The organism is Vibrio sp. 10N.286.48.F5 (assembly GCF_041469785.1).
GTDB classification, from domain to species: domain Bacteria; phylum Pseudomonadota; class Gammaproteobacteria; order Enterobacterales; family Vibrionaceae; genus Vibrio; species Vibrio crassostreae_C.
Map to the genome: position 1 here is coordinate 64,184 of NZ_JBFRLG010000014.1, position 21,168 is coordinate 85,351.

At 45.6% G+C, this 21,168-nt stretch carries 19 protein-coding genes and 2 pseudogenes; 8 read left to right on the forward strand and 13 right to left on the reverse strand.

Going from position 1 to position 21,168, the window contains the following annotated elements:
* Positions 1-265: 265 nt before the first annotated feature.
* Both AB4185_RS10520 and AB4185_RS10525 read left to right on the forward strand, forming a co-directional pair.
* A complete protein-coding gene (locus AB4185_RS10520) occupies positions 266-499 on the forward strand; it encodes a hypothetical protein (protein WP_017060212.1) in 234 nt (77 codons plus the stop codon).
* A gap of 167 nt (positions 500-666) precedes the next feature.
* Positions 667-963, forward strand: coding sequence for a hypothetical protein (locus AB4185_RS10525; protein WP_029235295.1), 297 nt, complete (start codon positions 667-669; stop codon positions 961-963).
* 98 nt (positions 964-1,061) lie between these two features.
* Here the strand turns inward: AB4185_RS10525 and AB4185_RS10530 are convergent, their stop codons facing one another.
* Complete coding sequence (locus AB4185_RS10530; RefSeq protein WP_081324522.1) at positions 1,062-2,048, reverse strand: glycosyl transferase family protein; 987 nt, start codon at positions 2,046-2,048, stop codon at positions 1,062-1,064.
* Between the two features lie 167 nt (positions 2,049-2,215).
* On the opposite strand from AB4185_RS10530, the gene AB4185_RS10535 reads away from it, so the two are divergent.
* Positions 2,216-2,824 carry a TetR/AcrR family transcriptional regulator gene (locus tag AB4185_RS10535; protein ID WP_372135427.1) on the forward strand — a complete coding sequence of 203 codons (609 nt, stop codon included), beginning with the start codon at positions 2,216-2,218 and terminating at the stop codon, positions 2,822-2,824.
* A 123-nt stretch (positions 2,825-2,947) separates the two neighbouring features.
* A complete protein-coding gene (locus AB4185_RS10540) occupies positions 2,948-3,442 on the forward strand; it encodes a peptidylprolyl isomerase (RefSeq protein WP_017060208.1) in 495 nt (164 codons plus the stop codon).
* Positions 3,443-3,572: 130 nt separating this feature from the next.
* Here the strand turns inward: AB4185_RS10540 and AB4185_RS10545 are convergent.
* From AB4185_RS10545 to AB4185_RS10565, 5 genes and pseudogenes are all read right to left on the reverse strand, one after another.
* Positions 3,573-3,689 (reverse strand): annotated as a pseudogene (locus AB4185_RS10545) (cytochrome c); the annotation flags it as partial.
* 42 nt (positions 3,690-3,731) lie between these two features.
* Positions 3,732-4,598: a DMT family transporter gene (locus AB4185_RS10550; RefSeq protein ID WP_017060207.1), complete on the reverse strand. Its 867-nt coding sequence runs from the start codon at positions 4,596-4,598 to the stop codon at positions 3,732-3,734.
* Positions 4,599-4,708: 110 nt separating this feature from the next.
* Positions 4,709-5,806, reverse strand: coding sequence for an alkene reductase (locus AB4185_RS10555; RefSeq protein WP_017065285.1), 1,098 nt, complete (start codon positions 5,804-5,806; stop codon positions 4,709-4,711).
* 14 nt (positions 5,807-5,820) lie between these two features.
* Complete coding sequence (gloA, locus tag AB4185_RS10560) at positions 5,821-6,198, reverse strand: lactoylglutathione lyase (protein WP_017066787.1); 378 nt, start codon at positions 6,196-6,198, stop codon at positions 5,821-5,823.
* A 203-nt stretch (positions 6,199-6,401) separates the two neighbouring features.
* On the reverse strand, positions 6,402-7,337 hold the full coding sequence (locus tag AB4185_RS10565) for a LysR family transcriptional regulator (RefSeq protein ID WP_102394217.1): 936 nt from the start codon (positions 7,335-7,337) through the stop codon (positions 6,402-6,404).
* A gap of 773 nt (positions 7,338-8,110) precedes the next feature.
* Between AB4185_RS10565 and AB4185_RS10570 the strand changes: the two genes are divergently transcribed.
* The 4 genes and pseudogenes from AB4185_RS10570 (at position 8,111) to AB4185_RS10585 (ending at position 11,155) form a co-directional block, all read left to right on the forward strand.
* The gene (locus tag AB4185_RS10570) at positions 8,111-8,692 is read left to right on the forward strand and encodes a magnesium transporter (protein ID WP_372135428.1); all 582 of its coding nucleotides are present in this window, start codon (positions 8,111-8,113) and stop codon (positions 8,690-8,692) included.
* Positions 8,692-9,681 carry an efflux RND transporter periplasmic adaptor subunit gene (locus AB4185_RS10575; protein ID WP_372135429.1) on the forward strand — a complete coding sequence of 330 codons (990 nt, stop codon included), beginning with the start codon at positions 8,692-8,694 and terminating at the stop codon, positions 9,679-9,681. Before AB4185_RS10570 ends, AB4185_RS10575 begins: the two co-directional genes overlap by 1 nt.
* Before the next feature lie 310 nt (positions 9,682-9,991).
* Positions 9,992-10,294, forward strand: a pseudogene (locus AB4185_RS10580) (MBL fold metallo-hydrolase); the annotation flags it as partial.
* 372 nt (positions 10,295-10,666) lie between these two features.
* Positions 10,667-11,155: a hypothetical protein gene (locus AB4185_RS10585; RefSeq protein ID WP_012604429.1), complete on the forward strand. Its 489-nt coding sequence runs from the start codon at positions 10,667-10,669 to the stop codon at positions 11,153-11,155.
* A 77-nt stretch (positions 11,156-11,232) separates the two neighbouring features.
* Here the strand turns inward: AB4185_RS10585 and cyoE are convergent, their stop codons facing one another.
* The 7 genes from cyoE to AB4185_RS10620 form a co-directional block, all read right to left on the reverse strand.
* Complete coding sequence (gene cyoE, locus AB4185_RS10590) at positions 11,233-12,105, reverse strand: heme o synthase (RefSeq protein WP_229648066.1); 873 nt, start codon at positions 12,103-12,105, stop codon at positions 11,233-11,235.
* Between the two features lie 7 nt (positions 12,106-12,112).
* Positions 12,113-12,424 carry a cytochrome o ubiquinol oxidase subunit IV gene (gene cyoD, locus AB4185_RS10595; RefSeq protein WP_017066633.1) on the reverse strand — a complete coding sequence of 104 codons (312 nt, stop codon included), beginning with the start codon at positions 12,422-12,424 and terminating at the stop codon, positions 12,113-12,115.
* Complete coding sequence (gene cyoC, locus AB4185_RS10600) at positions 12,424-13,059, reverse strand: cytochrome o ubiquinol oxidase subunit III (RefSeq protein ID WP_136982245.1); 636 nt, start codon at positions 13,057-13,059, stop codon at positions 12,424-12,426. The genes cyoD and cyoC overlap by 1 nt, the downstream gene beginning before the upstream one ends.
* On the reverse strand, positions 13,031-15,106 hold the full coding sequence (gene cyoB / locus AB4185_RS10605; protein WP_229648065.1) for a cytochrome o ubiquinol oxidase subunit I: 2,076 nt from the start codon (positions 15,104-15,106) through the stop codon (positions 13,031-13,033). Before cyoB ends, cyoC begins: the two co-directional genes overlap by 29 nt.
* A 5-nt stretch (positions 15,107-15,111) precedes the next feature.
* The gene (cyoA, locus tag AB4185_RS10610) at positions 15,112-16,008 is read right to left on the reverse strand and encodes a ubiquinol oxidase subunit II (protein WP_372135430.1); all 897 of its coding nucleotides are present in this window, start codon (positions 16,006-16,008) and stop codon (positions 15,112-15,114) included.
* 749 nt (positions 16,009-16,757) lie between these two features.
* The gene (locus AB4185_RS10615) at positions 16,758-19,856 is read right to left on the reverse strand and encodes an efflux RND transporter permease subunit (protein ID WP_372135431.1); all 3,099 of its coding nucleotides are present in this window, start codon (positions 19,854-19,856) and stop codon (positions 16,758-16,760) included.
* Positions 19,857-19,864: 8 nt separating this feature from the next.
* Complete coding sequence (locus AB4185_RS10620; protein WP_372135432.1) at positions 19,865-20,980, reverse strand: efflux RND transporter periplasmic adaptor subunit; 1,116 nt, start codon at positions 20,978-20,980, stop codon at positions 19,865-19,867.
* Positions 20,981-21,168 lie beyond the last annotated feature (188 nt).

The following is a 21,168-nucleotide window of genomic DNA, read 5'->3' on the forward strand; positions in this document are numbered from 1 at the left end:
ATCTTGTTAAGTTAATTGTTGTCTAAAATCTTGATTTTACTAAATGGATTTCAACAATTTTATTGATAGGCAAAACCTAACAAGACAAAAAAGTGAGACAAACAAAGGGTTGAGCACGTTTTCGAACGCCAGAAAAAAGAAAAAAAAGAGCCCTTACAAAGCCTTACTTTCCCTTGCTTAACCTTACTTAGCCGAGCTAGCCTGCGTAAATAAACCCTGTAATCTTCACCTCACTAATAATTAGAAATCCCGTTTTAGGAAGTTTATGCAACACGACAACAACATGTACGCGTATATTTACGCAGGTAACGACGGCACAGAAAACACACTCATCGCCACTATCGACAATCAAGAAAAACCGCTGATATCAAGCTGCGTTGATGAGATAAAACGCATGTCATGCTTAGCCATTGATTTAGCAGCAAAACACGACCTAAAAGTGAAGCTGGTGAAATATCAAAGAGAACAAGAGATCGACTTCGGCCTATTCGTTAAATAGTGAATCCGACACTGATTTGGTTAATCTCTAACTGGCAGCCATAGTAGCATTAGCAAGCGCAATAGCCGTGAATGGCTGCCGAATTCGACCTGACAAGCCTAACGGGTAAAGGCTATAATGATCAGACGGCGCCCTTGCCGATTTTCATTGTCCAAATACGGTTTACTATGTCTTCCCAAACCCCACCTAAAACGTATCTAACGAATTCCTTATCTAAGTTAAAAAGCTACTTTAGTGAGTTATTGGATTTCCAATCACGCATTTGGGTGGTTCATATCTTTGAAGACTCTATTACCGATCAGTCGTTTGTGATTAATGAAGATGGCTTTAAAGAACCGCTAGAGTGGATGAAAAAACGTGATTACCAAGCAAGAATGCTTGATCGTGTTGATAAGATGAAAATCTCACAGGTGATTGAGATTCAGTTCGAAGACAAAATGCATCGCTTGATGCGAGTGAAGTAGCTCTATTGTTTGGGCACGTACGAAAAGCCATTACTAGAAATTAAGCATAAAAAAGGCCAGCGCTCGCTGACCTTCTCTCATTGATTACAAACCACCATCTAACGCGCACAATACTCATGCCACAGGCGCACCGCTTTCTGGTATGCCTCAGTTTTATCGTGCGTTTCTGCAAAGAGAATGGCTGTCATGCTGTCGACAACGGTATTCGCCATTAGCGCCATATCTTCAGCCGATGTGCCAAGTACACATTGACTAGGAAGTGGCAGCTCTAGGTTCATCATCTCTTCCCAGTAGAACGATTCGACTTTGTCAGGAGAGCTCATCCATACCGTTTGGCTAACTTTAGGATTATATTCCGACTCACCGTTCATCCCTTTGAATGAAATCACCGAGTGGGATTTATTTCCGATAACATGCTCAACTTCCGCATGAAGTTGTGGAAAGCCAGGATGGAAACTGCCACGCAGACCTAAACGGCCACCACCAGGATTCAATGCTCGAACTACCGTGTTAATTGGTGTTCTCAAACCGTAGCGGTGTTTCCAACCAATCATGGTTTGTGCTTCGGGCGCAAAGTTAGCTAGCGGTAAATAAGCAATGCCGTCTTGTTCAAGAATCGACTTAGCATGTTCAGGGCTCTCAGCACTTTGCACACCGACATCTTGCAAATGGCTTTCAACGTGCGTCCTACCGCTCGGCTTATCCATATAGCCATGCATTAACACTTTATAGCCATTGTCAGCTAAGATTTTTGCCGCCAACAAGTTCCAAGGCTTGCCACTGGCGTTATCGTTACGCTTACCTGCATAACACGGCCAATCAATATCAGCGCCTAAATCTGGCACTCGAGATTGAAACGCTTTTACAAAGCCAGCGATCTCTTCATTGGTTTCATTCTGCACACGAATCAACATCAGTAGCATAGCCATTTGGTCGTCACCGACTTCTCCGCTTAAATACTCATCCATGATGCGGTAGGCTTGTTCGAACGATAAAGGCTTACGCCCTCTTTCTCCTCGTCCAACTGTACGAATACACTCTAAAATACTACTCATTGATTGTTTATTCTCTTCCGTTGATATCAATAAAATTCGAATACACTTTCGATTCTATGATACCCACCGTGCATTGCAAAGCGATTCAGTTGCTCTCGACCGAATTACCAATACGCGGATTGGTGTTCTAAAAGTAAACTTACTGGTGTAAAATTAGCGTATGTAATGCTAACCGCGACATATTGAGTAGTATCCCGATGACTGTAAAAAAAACGCTGAGCCAAAGAAAACGTGAATCGATCGTTGCCGCTGCTATCGCAGAGTTTACTGAGCATGGCTACAAGGCCACCAGCATGGATAAAATATCGAGTCGCGCAGAAGTATCAAAGCGCACCGTATACAATCACTTTGCCAGCAAAGAACTGCTTTTAAATGAGATTCTAGACAGCATTTGGAGCAAAACTCTGGCCGCAACGCATTTCCCATATCAAGCAGAACTGCCACTTGAAGAACAGCTTTCCTCGATAGCCAATCAAGAGCTTGAGTTACTTGAGTCTGAAGGCTTCATCGACCTGTCACGCGTTTTGTTCTCAGAGTATTTCCATAACGCAGAACTGGCGCATCAAGCGATGGAAAAATATTCCCAAGCAGAAAGTGGACTTACAACCTGGATTAAAGCCGCGTTGGCAGACGGTCGTTTAGTAGAACTAGACCCACAATTCGCCTCCACGCAGTTCATTGGTCTGCTTAAGTCTTTTGCGTTTTGGCCGCAAATCATTGGTCATGTGCCGTCACCGGATGCTGCACACAAGCAAGTGCTCATTACTTCAAGTGTCGAGATGTTCCTTAAACAATATCAGGCGTAATTTTGGTGGTTGACGAGAATTCAACCACAATAAAACCATCACTGGTATCCGCTGTTATTTTCCCTATACTGCAACCCACTTTCGTCATTACGACTCAGTAAAACTTCAACTTTAGGTAACCCTATGATTACTTTCACCACCAACTTTGGCGATATCGAGATTGAACTGAACCTTGAAAAAGCGCCAGTAACGTCGAAAAACTTCCTTAAATACTGCCAAGACGGTTTCTACGAAGGCACGACATTTCACCGTGTTATTGAAGGTTTCATGATTCAAGGTGGTGGTCACACTATCGACATGACAGAAAAACCAACTCGTGCCCCAATCGTCAACGAAGCAAACCGTGGCTTGAAGAATGTGATTGGTTCTGTGGCAATGGCTCGGACTGATGCACCACATTCTGCAACGGCGCAGTTCTTCATCAACCTTGATGACAACGATTTCCTAGATCACACCTCAACAACCAATGCTGGCTGGGGTTACGCGGTATTCGGTAAGGTTTCAGCAGGTATGGATGTGGTAAACAAAATTGCGAAAGCACCAACAACCATTCGCTGGGGACACGAAGATGTGCCTTGCGAAGATATTGTGATTACAAAAGTCACTATTCGCGACTAATTCATTCACGTCCTTTCCCGCCCCTAGTGCATTCGAATTGATGGCATAAAGAAAAGAAGGCTGTGCGATAGGACTATGGTGGTAAGGGTTCGACTTTACCACCTGTATTCAAAGCTCGTTGTTAGAATAGTTACCAGCGAGAACGATAAGTACGGTGACACCCTTTGCACGTCTTATTCGCAGAATTTAACCCTTGCTCTGCACTCGACAAGTCTTGTTCAACACTCGCCTGATAAGGCTCAGAAAAGCACTTGAAAAACAACCCACACTCGGCCTTGCGCCGAGTGTTTTATTTTCGTCTCGACCATTTGATATAGCAAAATAGTGAAGCAATGATCACCGCCCCACCGAGCAGCTTCTGCATCTCTACACTTTCGCCAAGCACACTCACACTTAACAGCAGCGTCCACACAGGCTCAAGAATCATGATCAATGCCGCCACTTCCATGTTCACGGAGTGCTGACCGACCGTTTGTAGCAAGTAACGAATAGACGTTGCGATCACCGCAGAGACAATAAACCAGAAGACTAAGGTTTTGGTGATTTCGAACTCCGGCTGAGCTGTCATAGAAGCAAAGGCTAAACCACTCACACCCACCACAAACAGTTGCACACAGATTGATGCGATAGGCTTGATATTGGTAATCACACGCTTGTTCATCACAAAGTGAACAGACAACAACATCGATGCTAGTAAGAAATAAATCTGACTCTGCTCAACATGCCAGCCGTTACCCAAAGTCAGCAACAGCATGCCAATAATCGCGATCGGGAAAGACATCCAAAACGCGCGATTAGGCTTAACTCGAAACAAAATCCAAGACACAAACGGTGCAATGATCATGGCTAAGCTCATGATGAATGCACCTTCCGACAAGCTTTCAGTCACCGAAACTGCAAACACCCATACCTGCAATGAGGCAGACAACAACAAACCCACGCCGCAAAGAGACAGAATCTGCTTAAACGAAAGCTTACGAATATGGTGAATACAAAATGGCAGAAGAATAAGACTCGCGACGAGGAATCGCACACCAATGAACACTGGCCCAGGCATTTCTAATACCACCAGCTTAGATGCAATCCATCCCACCCCAGCTAGCAGGGTGGCAAATAGAAGGTAAAGCTCTCCGCGCATCGCTTTCACGTTCATCATTTTACTTAGTCCAATAACAAAAAAAGCAACCCGACTCTGCAAGGTTGCTTTTTATAAACATTCAACAGGATCGAGATACTATCTCAATACTCTGCTTCAGGCAGCTGTTTTTAGCCTGCGTATTCTGGGTAATCCGTTAAACCTTTTTCAGCACCACCGAACAATGTGTTTGGATCGTGCGCTGCAAGTGGGTAACCATTTTGAATACGAGCTGGTAAATCTGGGTTCGCAACGAATGGACGACCAAAACCAACCATGTCAGTTACGCCTTCAGCAACGGCTTTTTCGCCACGCTCGCTATCGTATTTACCCGCATAAATAAGGACACCCTCGTAGGCTTCACGAACTGCTGCTTTAAATGCTTTTGGCGTTTCAGGTGCATCGTCCCAATCAACTTCTGCAATGTGTAGGTAAACAATTTTGTATAGGTTAAGTAGTGCTGCCGCCGCTGTGTAAGTCTCTACTGGTGTAGCGTCAACCGTACCATTCAACGATGTGAACGGAGCAAGGCGTACACCAACACGGTCAGCACCAATCGCTTCAACCATAGCTTCAACCACTTCGCCTAGGAAACGTAAACGGTTTTCAATTGAACCACCGTATTCGTCAGTGCGGTTGTTTGCTTCAGAATCGATGAATTGGTTGATTAAGTAACCATTCGCTGCGTGAAGTTCGATACCATCAAAGCCTGCTTCAACCGCATTCAAAGCCGCTTGGCGATACTGTTCAACTACCTCTTTGATGTCTTGTTTCGTCATTTCACGAGGTTCAACCACATCAACAAAGCCCGGTTCATCAGTACCGTTATCGATGAATACCTTTACGTTTTGTGCTTTAAGTGCAGAAGACGAGATTGGCTGTTCACCACCAATGTTGTCTGGGTGTGTTACACGGCCTACATGCCAAAGTTGAGCGAAGATAACGCCCTCTTTTTCATGTACGGCATCAGTCACTTTTTTCCAACCAGCGATCTGCTCATCAGAATAGATACCCGGAGTCCAAGCATAGCCTTGACCCATAGGTGAAATTTGTGTGCCTTCAGCAATAATCAAACCTGCAGAAGCACGCTGAGCGTAGTAAGCCGCCATCATATCGTTTGCTGAATTACCAGGTTGCGTTGCGCGAGAACGCGTCATCGGTGGCATAACAATACGGTTTTTAAGCTCGATATTACCAAGTTGAATTGGTTGAAATAGTGCGTTTGTCATTGTTATATCCTCGATTAACCTAGTTGAATCAGTTCGATTTGGTAGCCGTCTGGGTCAGTAATAAAAGCGATATGAGTTGAGCCGCCTTTCACTGGACCCGCTTCGCGAGTGACGTTGCCACCTAGCGATTTGATTTTGTCACATGCTGCGTAAATATCTTCTACACCCAATGCCAGATGACCAAACGCGCTGCCCATCTCGTACTCATTCGTATCCCAGTTGTACGTTAGCTCGATAGTCGTGCCGCCTTGCTCATAGCCAACAAAAACCAATGTGTAGCGGTACTCTTTGTTTTCGTGGCGTTCAAGTTCCTTCATTCCCAATACCTTGGTGTAGAACTCGATAGACTTGTCTAAATCAGTAACTCGGATCATTGTGTGTAGGAATTTCATATTTCGCCCTTTTTAGCCCAGCAACCTGAGCCGATATAATCGTGAGTGGAGGTTACCCACTTCTTTGTTAGGGTTAATATACGAGCTGACAGCAAATAAATGAAATTATCATAAATTCTCATTGTGATAATTTTTTATTATAACTCACTTAATACAAGTGATTTGTTAAGAAGATATTTGGCAAACAAAAGATAGGGCGACGATCAGAAAGCGGAGCGCCAACTGTTTAGTGATTTAGACATGTCATTAGTCGTATTGATGATCTGCTCTCTCAACCACTTATGTGCCGGATCGGTGTTCTGTTTTTTCAACCAAATGAGGTAATGAGAGATAGGCTGATAATCGAAAGGCGGTTTGAACAACTGTAACCCAAGACGTTCCTGATACTGGATCGCCATAGAAAGCGGCACAACAGTGATGTAATCAGTCTGGCTACACAGCATTAGGTTACTGGCCATAGAGCTGCCGTGAATTACAATTTTACGCGAGGATAAGTCTAACGAAGTGTAGTGAGTCAAACTTCTTACTTGGCGACGTGTTCTGGCTAAAACCGCATGTTGCTCACTGAGATATTGCGCCTCGGTGATCTCACCTTTGATCCTAGGGTGCCCATTTCGGCAAACAATCACAAACTCACTGTCGTAGAGCTTTTCGCTCATCATGCTTGAATGCTCAGGCAACACAATGTCGATCATCAAATCAAACTTCTGAGTTAATAGATCCTCATGGACTTGATCATCACTATCTGGTTGGTCATACACCTCAAGAGATAAGCCTTGGTTAGATAACTGAGAAAATCGATCGAGCAACATCCACTTTAAATGTTCGGGAACCGAAGCCACAAACCTGCGCTCTGTACTCGCTTCATCAAACCCAGCCATACCTTGAAACACGCCGTTGAGCTCGTGTATTGGCGCTTTGATTTGCTCATACAAGCTTTGCGAGTAAGCAGTAGGCACAACCCCTCGCCCACTGCGCACAAACAACTCTTGGCCAATTTCATTTTTCAGTCGGCCGAGCGCAGTGCTGATCGTCGATTGATTGGTATTCAAATGATCGGCAGCCTTACTCAAACTGCCCTGCTCCATCACCGCTGAAAACACAGCCAATAAGTTAAAATTCGGAATGTCATTACTCATGATTCAGTGCTCATTTGGCGATAGATTTAATTATCTTATCGTAAAAGCGATAGAATGAAACAACGGATGCTCATTGAGAAAACAAAACTGAGAAGGAAGCATCATATGGTAAAGAGCAAAAATGTCAGAACAACTCACTCTTTCGAATAGCTGCCACATTCGCCAGATTGGAATCTAAATCTCTTCGCTGTGCCAGTAACGCTTAATCCACCCAAACTCACCCTAGACTGGTCGGAGTATTCAATATTTCCGTCCTGCCTTATTGATACTTTTATAGCCACTTCTATGATCCAGGCTAATTAAATAGACATATTTTATAAGCCGAGTTTGAGCCTGTTCAAATAAACCCACCTCACGTTTAAGCAACCACTCAATTCATCGTAATTACGATAATTCAATATCGCAATAATGCGTAGATAGCACCAGTTACACTTCCTATTATTTCGCCAACAAATCAATTCTTAACCTAAACAGAAAACCTAAAAATGTGTAGATGATGGTGTTGCACACATCACGGAAGACGGCCTTAAAACCCAATGCAGCAAACGAACCTATCAATGGTAGACGTTACTTAAGAATGATTTCGCCAGGTGTTTTTAACACTCTATTCGCGAGAATGCGTTGTCTACGTGGTCAAAGCGATTTTTAATTGTCATCTAGTACTTTTGACTCAGTAGGTCTATACGGTTACGTGAGTTCAACACCTCTTTCAGATGTCTTCTAAAAGTCTTGTACCAAGGCTGCACTTTCTCTCTCCTTATTTAGGTTGAGATATGAACTTTATAAAAATCGTTTTCCAGAAAATCTGGGCCATTGTGATGGTCTTGGTCAAATTCTGTCTGTTTATGGCAGTGATGTTTGCGGGAGCATGGGCTCTTGCACCATTAGGCACAATCCATTCTAAAGACATCGACATGTCTCAATTCAACAATCATCCCAATGAAATGATGATGAACTTCTTCCAGATGGAGTCCTTCTCTGGTTACTTGTTCTCAGTGACCATTGCTGTCGTATTAGCCGGTATTTACGGCATGTGGCAATTGCATGAACTGGGAGTGCATAAAGCAAAAGAGCACAAAAGCGCTCACGTACAGATCGTGTTTGCACTGTCACTTTGTGGACTGTTCATCAGCAAAACATTCTGGGTTATCGCCTTGGTCATCGCATTGGCGAACTGGAAACATATTGGTCAATCACTGAGTGATGTGATTCGCCGTGGTGTTCAGCCTAAACAAGATGCGACTAATGCAGCGACAGCCGCTGTCCACGTAACACCTGAACAATCGGTAACAGAGCCGTCTCAAACAAATCAGGTTCCAACAAAACCATCCCCTACAGAAAAAGAGGTCGCATAATGAAAGAGATGATGATTCCATACATCCTAATTGTATGGTCACTGTTTGCGACAGGTGCACTGAAGAAGAACTTCAAAAACTACACGTGGGCTGCCATTGGCGGCGTAACAATCCTTGCCGTATTAGCGGTTATCTCTCGCTTATGGGCACCGGTTGATTTAACCAACTCAACCACAGTGAAAGCACCACACGCGGTAATGTCACCTATCTTTGGTCAGCAGATCGACAAAGTGCTTGTTGAGCACAACCAAATGGTTAAAGAAGGCGACGTAATTTACACACTCGTCGACATTGACTCAGCCGCAGACAAAGCAAAGATCGAATCTTCAATTGTTCAGAAAGAAGAAGAGATCAAGCAAATGAATCGCGACTTAGAGCGTGCTGAAACGTCACCTGAAATTTTCAATATGCGTGACGTAGAAAAGTACGACTCTGATCTTCGAGTGCTGCATGCTGAACTGGTGTCGTTAAAAGCCGATTTACAAAAAGTAAATTGGGCGCAAGAGAAAAAAACCATTAGAGCTGAGTTTGATGGTCAGGTATCGATAGTGAATATTGCTGAAGGTTCTGTCATGGGTAACATGCACCTCTACAACACCAGCAAAAAGTTTCTTGAGATGCGTATTTCAGACCAAACTTATGGCTATGTTCAAGTAGGAGACTTCGCTGAGTTCTTCGTTGATGCATACCCAGGCCACGTGTTCCGAGCAAAAGTACACAGCTTTAATGCCGGTACCGGTGAGTCGAGTATTTCTCCACTTCAGGGGCCACAAAGCGTCGGTCAACACGTGGTAAGAAACGGCAATGGTTTAGGTCGTACTATCGTACTTGAGATCATTGAACCAGAAGGTTACAACATCCCTATTGGTTCAACTGGCGCGGCTTGGATCTCAGCTGAGAAGCCACATCCGTTCTGGGGCTTCATCGATGTAATCGGTGCAGCAACGGTTCGCCTACAATCTTACAAGTCATACTTAGGTGCTTGGTAAACGATTAGCTCTTGATAAGCAATTAAATATTCAATGATTTGGCTGTTATTCACTCGTATCACAGCCACTCATGAACTAGCGACTAATTGTAAAACAAATGCCCTGAATTTCAGGGCATTTTTGTATCTGTTGCAAGCTCATTTACTAATTGATTTAGATCAAAATTAATCGCCAATACAATCGTTTATCAAACAAATCATCGAAAAAACGATAGATTGAAATATTATTAGCGCGTAGATAGCGACCTCCCCCACCTCTATCATTTGGCTCAAGAAATCCAATTCCCGTATCCAAATATAAGGTCACTACAATGACTAATACATTCAAAAAAATGGCGCTTCCTGTTGCTATTGCGAGCACTCTACTTGCTTCTGGTTTTGCATCTGCAACACCGATTGTCGAAGCGACATCGAAAGTCGGCCAAGAACTTCAGACGGCAAATGCTGCGCAATACCAAAACATTGATCTTGATGCTCGCTACAAGAGCGAGGTTCTATTCGAACACAAATCAAACATGTTCTGGGGAAAAGGCGAACGTATTCAAGTTGTTTCTAAAACAGGCGATTCTCTAGCTTACACTGCTGAGTCTGACCATGTTCACCCAATCCTCACCACTCGTGCAGTATTGAACCAAATCTTGATTGCAGGTCCAAACGCTCAACAAGTGATTGGTACCAACCTACAGTCTGGTGCATTCACGTTCTCGAATGGCGACATCAAAGGCTTCGGTCAATTCATGAGCTACTTCGATAAGGCAATGACTCCAGAAGAGATCATGCTCATCGTTCGCTAATAGCGAGCTCGAACGGTCGCTCTTCGACGATAGCGTATTAGTAAACAATCAATAACACACTATCAACCGATGCACTGACCGCTTCACATGGACGACAAACAAATACAGGGACCCTTTGTGGTCCCTTTTTTATCGTCAGGTTCGGCTGCTACCGTCAGATTCTTAATCCTTTTACAGGTCTCGATAACCATTATGTTAAAACGATTTGCTTTGATTCTTTCGCTTACCTCTTCACTCACGTTTGCCTGTGGTCTTCACCAAGATACCGGATTTAGTTTGGTGACAGAGCCCGGTTCACTCGAGGTATTTGGTAACGTCATTACAGCCAGACAAGACGATGAATTCAACAACCTCAATAAGCCAGATCACTTTCGACTCTTTGCCATCAAGGCTGCGCTTGCGAAACCCCACCCAAGCAAAATTGAGTTCAACTTGTTCGAAGCAATCAAAGGTCATTACAGCCAAGTGAAACTTGAGAAGGGTGTCGATGTGTCAGGTAGAGACACTTTGCCTACTGAAGAAGATCTACTGTTAATTACTGAATTAGATGTGTTCGATGCGCTAGCAACTGGCACTATATCTTGGGATCACGCGACACTAAACGGCTTAGTGATCATCAATGGCCCACAAGATAAACGAGAGCAGCTTGAAGATTGGCTTAGTGATATTTTTGAAGGGTAATAGCTTAAAGCGGGACAGATAAAAAGTCGTCAAACCCTCGGACTTCAGAACATTGAGGGTTCAACGACAAACTTAAATCAAAAAAGCGTAGGCAACGGAATCAACTCCAGCCCCAGTACACCACTGATGCTCATCACCACCAGCAGAGAGACCTTGAAGACCGTCTTTGACCACTGGATGTAGTTAAGGCAATCGACTTTGCGGAATGTCACTTTGGTCCACATAAAACAGACTGCTGCCGACACCGCGAGGTATTCATAACCTGCTTCCCCGAGTAGGAACAGCGCCAATGATACTGCGCCAAACGCCACCACATAGGCTTTCATGTGCTGATGTGCTTTGTCGACGCCCTCTTTCACCGGTAACACGGGAATGCCTGCATCTCGATAATCTTGTATCCGGAACATCGCGATCGCGTACGAGTGTGGCATTTGCCATAAACAGAACATCACAAACAACAATACCGCTTCAAGGCTGATGTAATTAGTCACCGCCAAGTAACCCACCAATGGCGGAACTGCGCCCGAAATACTGCCGACTAAAGTGCCGTACACCGATGTACGCTTGTACCACATGGTGTAGAAAAAGACGTAAAACACATAGCCAAGCAACACCATGACCGCAGAGATCGGATTAGCGAACTGAAACAGAAGCGCTGTGCCTGAGAGCAGTAAAACCAAGGCATAAACGAACGCGACGTCCGTATTGATGTTGCCCTGAACCAATTCTCGATTTTGTGTGCGCTTCATCTTTTGGTCGATGTCTCGATCAAATATGTTATTCACCACACAACCTGATGCAATCACAAGTCCCACACCCGCTAATGTTGTCAGTAACAACATCGCATTGGCTGGTTCTGTTTTTGCGGCGAGGAAGAACCCCGCCGCAACAGAAATCAGGTTGCCGAAAATGATGCCCGGTTTGGTGATAGACAGATATCTTTTCAGCATACCTAGCCTACAACTTCATGTTGACGTTCATGTTGTAGATGATCCATACCGAGCCAGCGATAAGAATCAATACAACAATGGCGGTAAACATCAATGACACCAAGTTCCAACGCCCATCGGGAGATTTCGCTTCCATGTGCAAGAAGTACTTAAAGTGGACAAAGATTTGCACCAGCGCACAGCCGAACAAGATCACGTAAGTTTCCGTACTTGGTAGCGCATGTGCCCACACAATGTAGAACGGAATAATGGTGAGAATTAGTGAAGCAATAAAGCCTTTCACGTAATCCGTTGCACCGCTGTCTAGATGCTGTTCCATTACATCACCCCCATTAAGTACACGATGGTAAATACACAAATCCAAACGATATCAAGGAAATGCCAGAACAAACTTAAGCACTGGAAACGCATCGACATGTTGTCGTTCAAGCCTTTGGTTGAAAGTTGGTGATACGCCACCGCCATCCAGATAAGACCGAACGTTACGTGCAAACCGTGTGTACCAACCAAGGTAAAGAACGCAGAAAGGAACGCACTCTCTTGAGGACCATAGCCTTCTGCAATCAAGTGGTGGAACTCATACACTTCCATACAGATAAAGGCTAAGCCCAATACGAAAGTCACTTTGATCCATCGCTTGAGTCCTAGAACGTCTTTGCGCTTCATCGCAATCATGCCAAAGCCGAAGGTGATACTACTGAACAGCAGCATCATGGTTTCGACAAACACGAACGGCAGTTCAAAGATGTCTTTACCTGTCGGCCCAGCGATTGAGCCACTCTCAAGCACGGCATACGTCGCGAAAAGCGTGGCAAACAGGACACAGTCACTCATCAAGTAAACCCAGAAACCAAACAACTTGTTGCCCGCGGCTTCGTGGTGATGATCATGCGAGTGTGCAAGATCATAAGTGTGTGACGGAGTATTAGCTTGCATACGTCGTCTCCAAGTCATCTTTTTTGTCGTTGTTATCAGTGTCAGCGCTGTTACCACGACCAGAATGGTCGCCTTTCACTGACTGTTTCTTCGCTTCTGCAAGCTGTGCACGTCGAGCCGCTTCAATCGCTTTGATCTCTTCAACTTCCACGTAGTAGTCCACATCGTCGTTGTAGCTGTGTTGAATACACGTCACCACGATGCCTACTAAGCTTGCAGCCGCTAGCCACCAGATGTACCAGATCATTGCGAAGCCAAATGCCAACGCCCATGCAGACACATAAATGCCTGTCGGTGTGTTCTTCGGCATGTGAATACGTTCGTATTCTTCTTCCTGAGTTGGATCAAACTCGCCACTTTGCTTTTGATACCAGAACGAATCGATCTCATCGCCCTTAGGCAGTTTTGCAAAGTTATAGAACGGCGGTGGTGAAGACGTTGCCCATTCAAAGGTACGTCCGCCCCACGGGTCACCGGTTAGATCTCGGTTTTGGTCGCGGTCACGAACACTTACGTAAATCTGAACGAACTGACACACCACACCCATCGCAATTACGCCTGTACCTGCAGCCGCAACCGCCAGTAAAGGGAAGAACTCAGGGTTGATGTCTTGGCTCAAACGACGTGTCATGCCCATAAAGCCCAGAGCGTAAAGCGGCAAGAACGCCATCAAGAAACCGATTATCCAGCAGTAGAATGCGCGTTTGCCCCAAAGCTCGTTCAGAGTGAAACCGGTCGCTTTCGGGAACCAGTAACCAATCGCAGCAAAACAACCGAAGACAACACCACCGATGATTACGTTGTGGAAGTGAGCAATCAGGAATACCGAGTTATGCAGAATGAAATCTGCCCCCGGAACTGCCATCAATACGCCCGTCATACCACCCACGGTAAAGGTGATTAGGAAGCCCACTGTCCACATCATAGGTGTGGTGAAGCGGATACGACCTTTGTACATGGTAAATAGCCAGTTGAAGATCTTAACCCCGGTTGGGATAGAGATAATCATGGTCGCGATGCCAAAGAAGGCATTCACATTGGCGCCAGAACCCATGGTGAAGAAGTGATGCAGCCAAACCACAAACGCTAAAATAGTGATCGCCACTGTTGCCCATACCAGTGAGGTATAACCAAACAGTTTTTTGCGAGAGAAGGTTGCAGTCACTTCAGAGAACACACCGAAGATAGGCAAAATTAGGATGTACACCTCAGGGTGTCCCCATGCCCAAATCAGGTTCACATACATCATCACGTTGCCACCAAGGTCATTGGTGAAAAAGTGCGTGCCGATGTATCTATCCAAAGTCAGTAACGCGATGGTTACCGTTAGGATTGGGAAAGAGATGATGATCAGGATGTTGGCACACAGAGACGCCCACGTGAATACTGGCATCTTCATCATTGGCATAGACGGAGTACGCATGCGCAAAATGGTCGCAAAGAAGTTCACACCCGTTAGCGTAGTACCCACACCGGATATTTGCAGCGCCCATATCCAATAATCGACACCCACCCCCGGGCTTGCCTCAATACCGGAAAGCGGCGGATACGCCAACCAACCCGTGCGGCCAAACTCACCTAAGCCCAGTGACATGTTGGTTAGGATAATACCCACCACAAACAGCCAGAAGCTCAGGTTATTCAGATAAGGAAATGCAACATCACGAGCACCGATTTGCAACGGCACGATGATGTTCATCAAACCGATAACCAAAGGCATCGCTACGAAGAAAATCATGATCACGCCGTGAGCCGTGAAGATCTGGTCGTAGTGATGTGGCGGCAAATAGCCCGTTTCACCGGCTGCAGAAAGCAATTGCTGGCTACGCATCATGACCGCATCAGCAAAGCCACGAACTAACATCACCATCGCTACAGCAATGTACATGAAGCCCAATTTTTTGTGGTCTACAGACGTAAACCATTCATTCCAAAGGTATTGCCACTTACCGGCTTTGGTTACCGCGTACACCACTAAGCTGCCCACTAAAGCGATCATGGTTAACGTGACCAAAATAATGGGTTCGTGGTAGGGAATTGAGTCTAGAGTTAATCTTCCAAACATGACGATTATCCTTGGGTTTCCGGCAAACAGTTCATTGAACCAGGGTGCTGGGTCACGACATCGGTGAATAAAAATGGTGGGATACTGGAGAACAGAGTGACGGGTTCAGCCACACTTGGCGCAGCCAATGAACGGAACTGCTCCCAATCTTCAATGCGATCAGGGCTTGCTTTCACTTTTTCCACCCAGTTTAGAAATGCCACTTGATCAGGCATGGCTGATGCAGTGAATTTCATATGTGAGAAACCTTTGCCACTGTAATTCGATGCAAAACCTTTGAAGTCACCTTCATGGTTAGCAATCAAGTTCAGCTTGGTCACCATTCCCGGCATCGCGTAGATCTGCGAACCAAGACGCGGGATAAAGAACGCGTTCATGATGTTGTCTGAAGTCAGCTTAAACGTCACCGGTACATCTTTCGGGAACGCAACATAGTTAACCGTCGCAATGTTTTGCTCCGGATAGATGAACAGCCATTTCCAGTCCAGAGAGACCACTTCGATCACCATAGGCTTAACGTCACTCACCAAAGGCTTTGATGGCTCTAATTCGTGTGTTGTTCGCCAAGTGATGGTGGCTAGAATCGCGATGATGATGATTGGAATCGTCCATACCACCACTTCAATCTTGGTTGAGTGTGCCCAGTCAGGTGCATACTCTTCCGTGGTATTGCTCTCGCGGTATCGGTAAGCAAAGTAGATGGTCATCAGGATCACGGGGATGACGACAATCAGCATCAGCAACAGAGCAGTAATAATCAGCTCCTTTTCCTGAACGCCAACGCTACCTTTTGGGTCGAGCAATGCGGAGTTACATCCTTCGAGCATCAGGACGGTTCCCACCAAACCAATCCTCGACAGATTTGTCCTCGATAAAATGCGTTTATATCTTGAAGCTTCCATTAACTTTCTCGATGGTTATCCAGCCTCAGAACGAACGCCCGAGTACTGGTTGTCATGGTCATTAGAATATTTATGTGTTGAGCATGTGAAACGCCGCATCTCAAAAAGCAATGCAATAAGGTTCGTTACTGCTGAGTTAAAACCACACAGAAAACATGACTTAATTGTTACACTTTGAAATACATTGTTACATTTGGTGCATTATGAAGAGTTGAAATTGAAAGCTCACCAAACAAACTTGGAAACTAACCTTCCATTTATGAAGACGAAAACTAAGAAGCAGTAAGCGATTAAGACACACACCAATAGCGTGCTACACAGGTGGAGCCAGTACTGACAAGGGGTTTAGAAAAAGTAGATAAACACTCGCTCACCACCAAAGCTCGGGGCAAGTTCAAGGTACATTAGAAAGAGCGAATAAATAGAAGTGTGACGCCCGTCAAAATTGTTAATTCACATACCATTTACAAGGTATTCACTGGTTAGATTATTCAAAACCCACACCCATTCACCAAAAAGATAATCAAGCATTCATCGATGCACTAATGTGACGAATTGAAAGAATATAATGACTAACAGAAAGGATAGTTTGACTAATTGAGGGCGTAATAGCGGTAAAAAGCACAACAAAATGGTAGGAATTGGGGTGAATTTATCGAGAATAACAACACCATAATCGAGCCAGATACGGCTCGATTATGGGCAATTAAAGAGTAGCCAAATTGAAGAGACGTTAAATCGAAAAACAGTTATGCCGCTTGAGTAGTCATGGATTTTCGCTGATTTCGAGTCATCAAATGATAAACCACAGGCACAAAGTAGAATGAAATAAGCGTGGTTAATACGGTACCGCCCACAATCGCGACCGCAAACGGAGGCCAGAAACCACCGCCAGCGATGATCAACGGCATAAAGCCCCCCACCGTCGTAATCGTGGTCGAGCTGATATGTCGAGTACACGACATCACCGCCTCAACGACCGCATCAACATTCCCAGAGGAAGCCTCCTTGTCTAGCTTCAATTCGGTCAGAATGACAATGGCCGCGTTGATCGCCAAACCTGCAATGCCGAGCATCGCGATGATCACCGTAAAGCCAAACGGATAACCGAAAGTCCAAACCGACAACAACCCTAGCCCACCCGCCAATCCTGCTACCATGAAGATGATGCTGCTCATTCGGAACGAGTTGAATGACATCACCACCACCAAAACCATCAATACCACCACGACTGCGACATTCGAGATGAGGCTGTTGACTGAATTATCTCGTTCAGCAGATTCACCACCAAAACCAATCGTATAGCCTGATGGCATCTGATAGTTTTCTAGGCGTTTTTGGAATTCATTGAGCACGGTTTGAGGCAAGACACCCGCTTCAATGTAGCCCTCAATGGTGTTCACTCGTTGCCCGTTACGACGAGTAATCGCGCCGCGGCTGGTCGTCAATTCCAGTTCTGCCAGAGTCGAAACATTAATTCCCGTTGAGTACACCTCAGAGCTAATTGGCAAACGAATATTGCTTAAATGCGCTAGGTTTTCACGCGCTTCATCCGCGACACGAACACGGATTGGTACCGACTCACTGCCTTCAATCACAGAGCCACTTTCACGACCTGTCAGCGTAGTTTGCAGCATACCTGCGAACTGGTTCAATGAAATACCGTTCAGCTTTGCGGTGTCTTCATCGACCTTCAACCACACCTTAGGTGTACCCGGTTGCAGCGTTTCCCTTGTGTGCGTCACATGAGGAACACCCGCCAAAATCAATCGCACATCCTCACCAATCGCTTTCAACGTATCGAGGTTTTCACCATACACTCGCAGTTCAACGGGCGCGGTAAATGGAGGCCCTTGGTTAAGCTTACGTACCAAGATTTGTGCTTCCGGCACCTCTTCATCCAACACCTTTTGCAACTGTGGAATTAGCGCATTGGCTTGGTCAAAGTTCTCTGTTTTCACCATGGCTTGCGAGAAGTACGGCGCATTATTTTGCCTTGCTTGCAGGTTGTAATAGAAGGATGGGAAGTTTGCGCCCACTAGCCAATCAATGCGTTCCACTTCAGGGTAACGATGAATGATATCGTCGATTTTTTCAGAGGTGTTTTTGGTGGCGTAAATGCTCGCTTGCGGCGGCATGTAAACCTGAATCTCAAACATGTCTCGGTCTGATGGCGGGAAGAATTGCTCAGTCAGCTGAGACATACTCCAGTAACCGGTAAACGGTACCAATAACACCAAAGCAATCGTGATGATTGGATGCGTCACACCAAAGCGGACAGAAGATGAGAACCAGCGCGTCAAAGCCGGGATTCTCAAACCCGTCATGTACCAATGGTGCTGCCCTTTCTTATCGACATCACTGAGTTGTTTCGGCAATAGCTTGGTCGCTAAGCCTGCGATTAAGGTGTGCGAGATGATGTAAGAGCCGATCAATGAGAAAGAAACGGTAATCGCAATACCACCGACAAATTCACCCGATGCACCCGGCATCAAGATAATCGGAGCAAACGCCAACACGGTAGTTAAGGTTGAGCCTAATAACGGCACCCATAAATGCTTCAATGCATTCATGGTCGCTTCAGCGCGCTGTTGCCCTTTCAAACGATACGCCTGAATGGTATCGACCATCACCACCGCGTTATCAACCATGATCCCGAGCGCCACAATTAGGCCTGTCACCGACATTTGGTTAATCGGCACACCGGTCATTTTCATGATCGACAAGGTCAATAATGAGGTTAACGGCAGAGAAATGGCGACTAAGATCGCGGCACGCACGCCTAAAGTGACAAACAGCACAATCAAAATCAGACCGAAACCGATCATCAAGCTTTTGCCTAAATCGTCTAAGCGAGTCTCGGTATAACCTTGCTGATTAAAGAGCACGGTCACCTTAACGTTACTTGGTAACTCTTGCTCAAATTTACCAATCAGAGCATTAGCTCGCGACGTCCAGTTATCAACTCGCAGATCAGGGTGCATTCTTGCCGCGACAATCACACCCGGCTCACCATCAACAATAGCAATCTGGTCTTGTGGGGTTTTCTCACCACGTTTCACCGAAGCAATGTCTTCCATACGGATGATGTGACCTTTGCTATCAGTGGCTATTGGCACTTGCTTAATGCGTTCAATGGAATCCAGTTCAGATTTAATTTCTAAGCCAAAGCGAGAATAAGCACTGACCAGTTCACCCGCCGAGTTCTTGGCGTCTGCCCCTTCGAGCGATTCAGCGATATTGGCGCTTGAACGCCCTAGAGCAGCGGCATCGGCCGTACGTAAACTGATTTGAATCTCTTCTTGCGGCATCCCGTATTCATCAACGAATTCAGTACCCGACAAAGTTCTTAGTCGCTTGGCGAGCTCTTTGGCATAACGGCCCAGCGTTAACCTATCAAGCTCGCCTGCACCAGACCAAGTTAGAGATGCGATGGTCGTGAAAGCATAGGTATGGTCGCTATCGAGATCAGGCGATTGAGCACCCGCAGGCAAAATGGATTCGATGTCAGATAGCTTGTCGCGAGCTTGAGACCAAACCGGCTCAGGCTCGGTGATGGTGTCATTCAATTCTAAGGTGACAATAGACACGCCCGGCCTTGAGGTTGAGCTCACGAGTTTAACTTCACTCAGCTCACGCAGCTTGTTCTCGATAACCTCAGTAACTAAGGTTTCAACACGCTCGGCACTGGCGCCGGGGAAACTGGTAGTAATGTTCGCGTAACGGTTGATGATTACTGGATCTTCTGCACGTGGTAACGTCATGAACGCAGAAATACCACTCACCATCAGCAGTGCGGTCATTAAGATAAGCAGTCGAGTGTTGGAAATAGTCTCTATGATTTTCATGCTATTTCCTATTCAGCAGTAATGCTTGCTGGCTTCACGGTTTGTCCGGGAACTAAACGATGTAAACCACTGGCGATGACCTGTTCACCGTCTTCAATCGCCCCACTCACATACGCTTGTTGATTGTTGGCAAACAACACCTGAACACTTCTACGTTCAACCTTATTGTCTTCACCAATCACAAAGATGTTCCACACACCGCGCAATCCATCAATCAAACCCGTTAATGGCACCCAGTAACCTGAGTCATCAATCTGCTCATCAAATTTAAGGTAGGCAAGTTGCCCTTCCAATACCGATGATTGTTCAGGGAATAGGTAACGCAAACCGACACTGCGAGATTGGGTGTCGACCATTGCGCCGGGATTCAATAGCTCCACGGCATAATCTGTTCTCCCAACTCGGATGTTAGGCGAAGAAAGTGAGGTGACTTTTTGCATTTGGTGAGCAGGAATACCGATGAAGGCCTCTTTGCCCTCAGAAGCGAGCAGTGTAAGAGTTGGATTACCCACATTCACCACATCTCCGAGCGAAACAAAGCGCGTCGCGATGGTTCCAGAATAAGGCGCAAGCACTGTCGACTTCACCAATTTCAGTTCATTGCCTTTTACCGATGCATCGATGCGCAACAAGTTCGCCTGCAATACGCGTTGCTCACTGGTGAGAGAATCAATCTCCGCTTCGGCACTGAAGCCTTTCGCTTTCAATGAACGTTGACGTTTAAGGTTCGCTGCCACCAAACTCAATTGAGCTTTGACTTCTTCAGCCTGCGCTTTCAGTTGGCTAGACTCGGTTTCCAAAAGTTGGGTATCCAGTCTGATCAACGGCTGACCCGTTGTGACTGTGTCACCGACATCCACCAGAATCTCGTTTACTTTTCCGGCCAACTCGAAACCTAAATTGGCCTGTTGACCCGCCTTAACCACACCGACATATTCGCGTTGTACTGCATAAGAGGAAGACAGCGCCAAGGCCATCGTTTCCACGGTTAAAATAGTTTGGACGCTCGATGCCGTTTCAGAGGTTGAATCAACCGACTCTTGGGCTTGTTCCTTTTCGCCACATCCAACAAGAAAAGCCGACAACGCCACTGCCACTGCGCTTCCCTTCATCAATTTATACATACGTACTGTTCCTATGCGGTACTCAATTATGTTCTTTTTTTAGACTAACCAAATCAAACTAGACTGTCTAGTTTGATTGTGTTAAAAATAAGTTTCATCGTTAATGATTGATAAAACCATCACAAAAAGCATAATGCTTAGCGTAAAACGAGACACATAGAACTGAGCACCAACAGGCGCTACGCAAC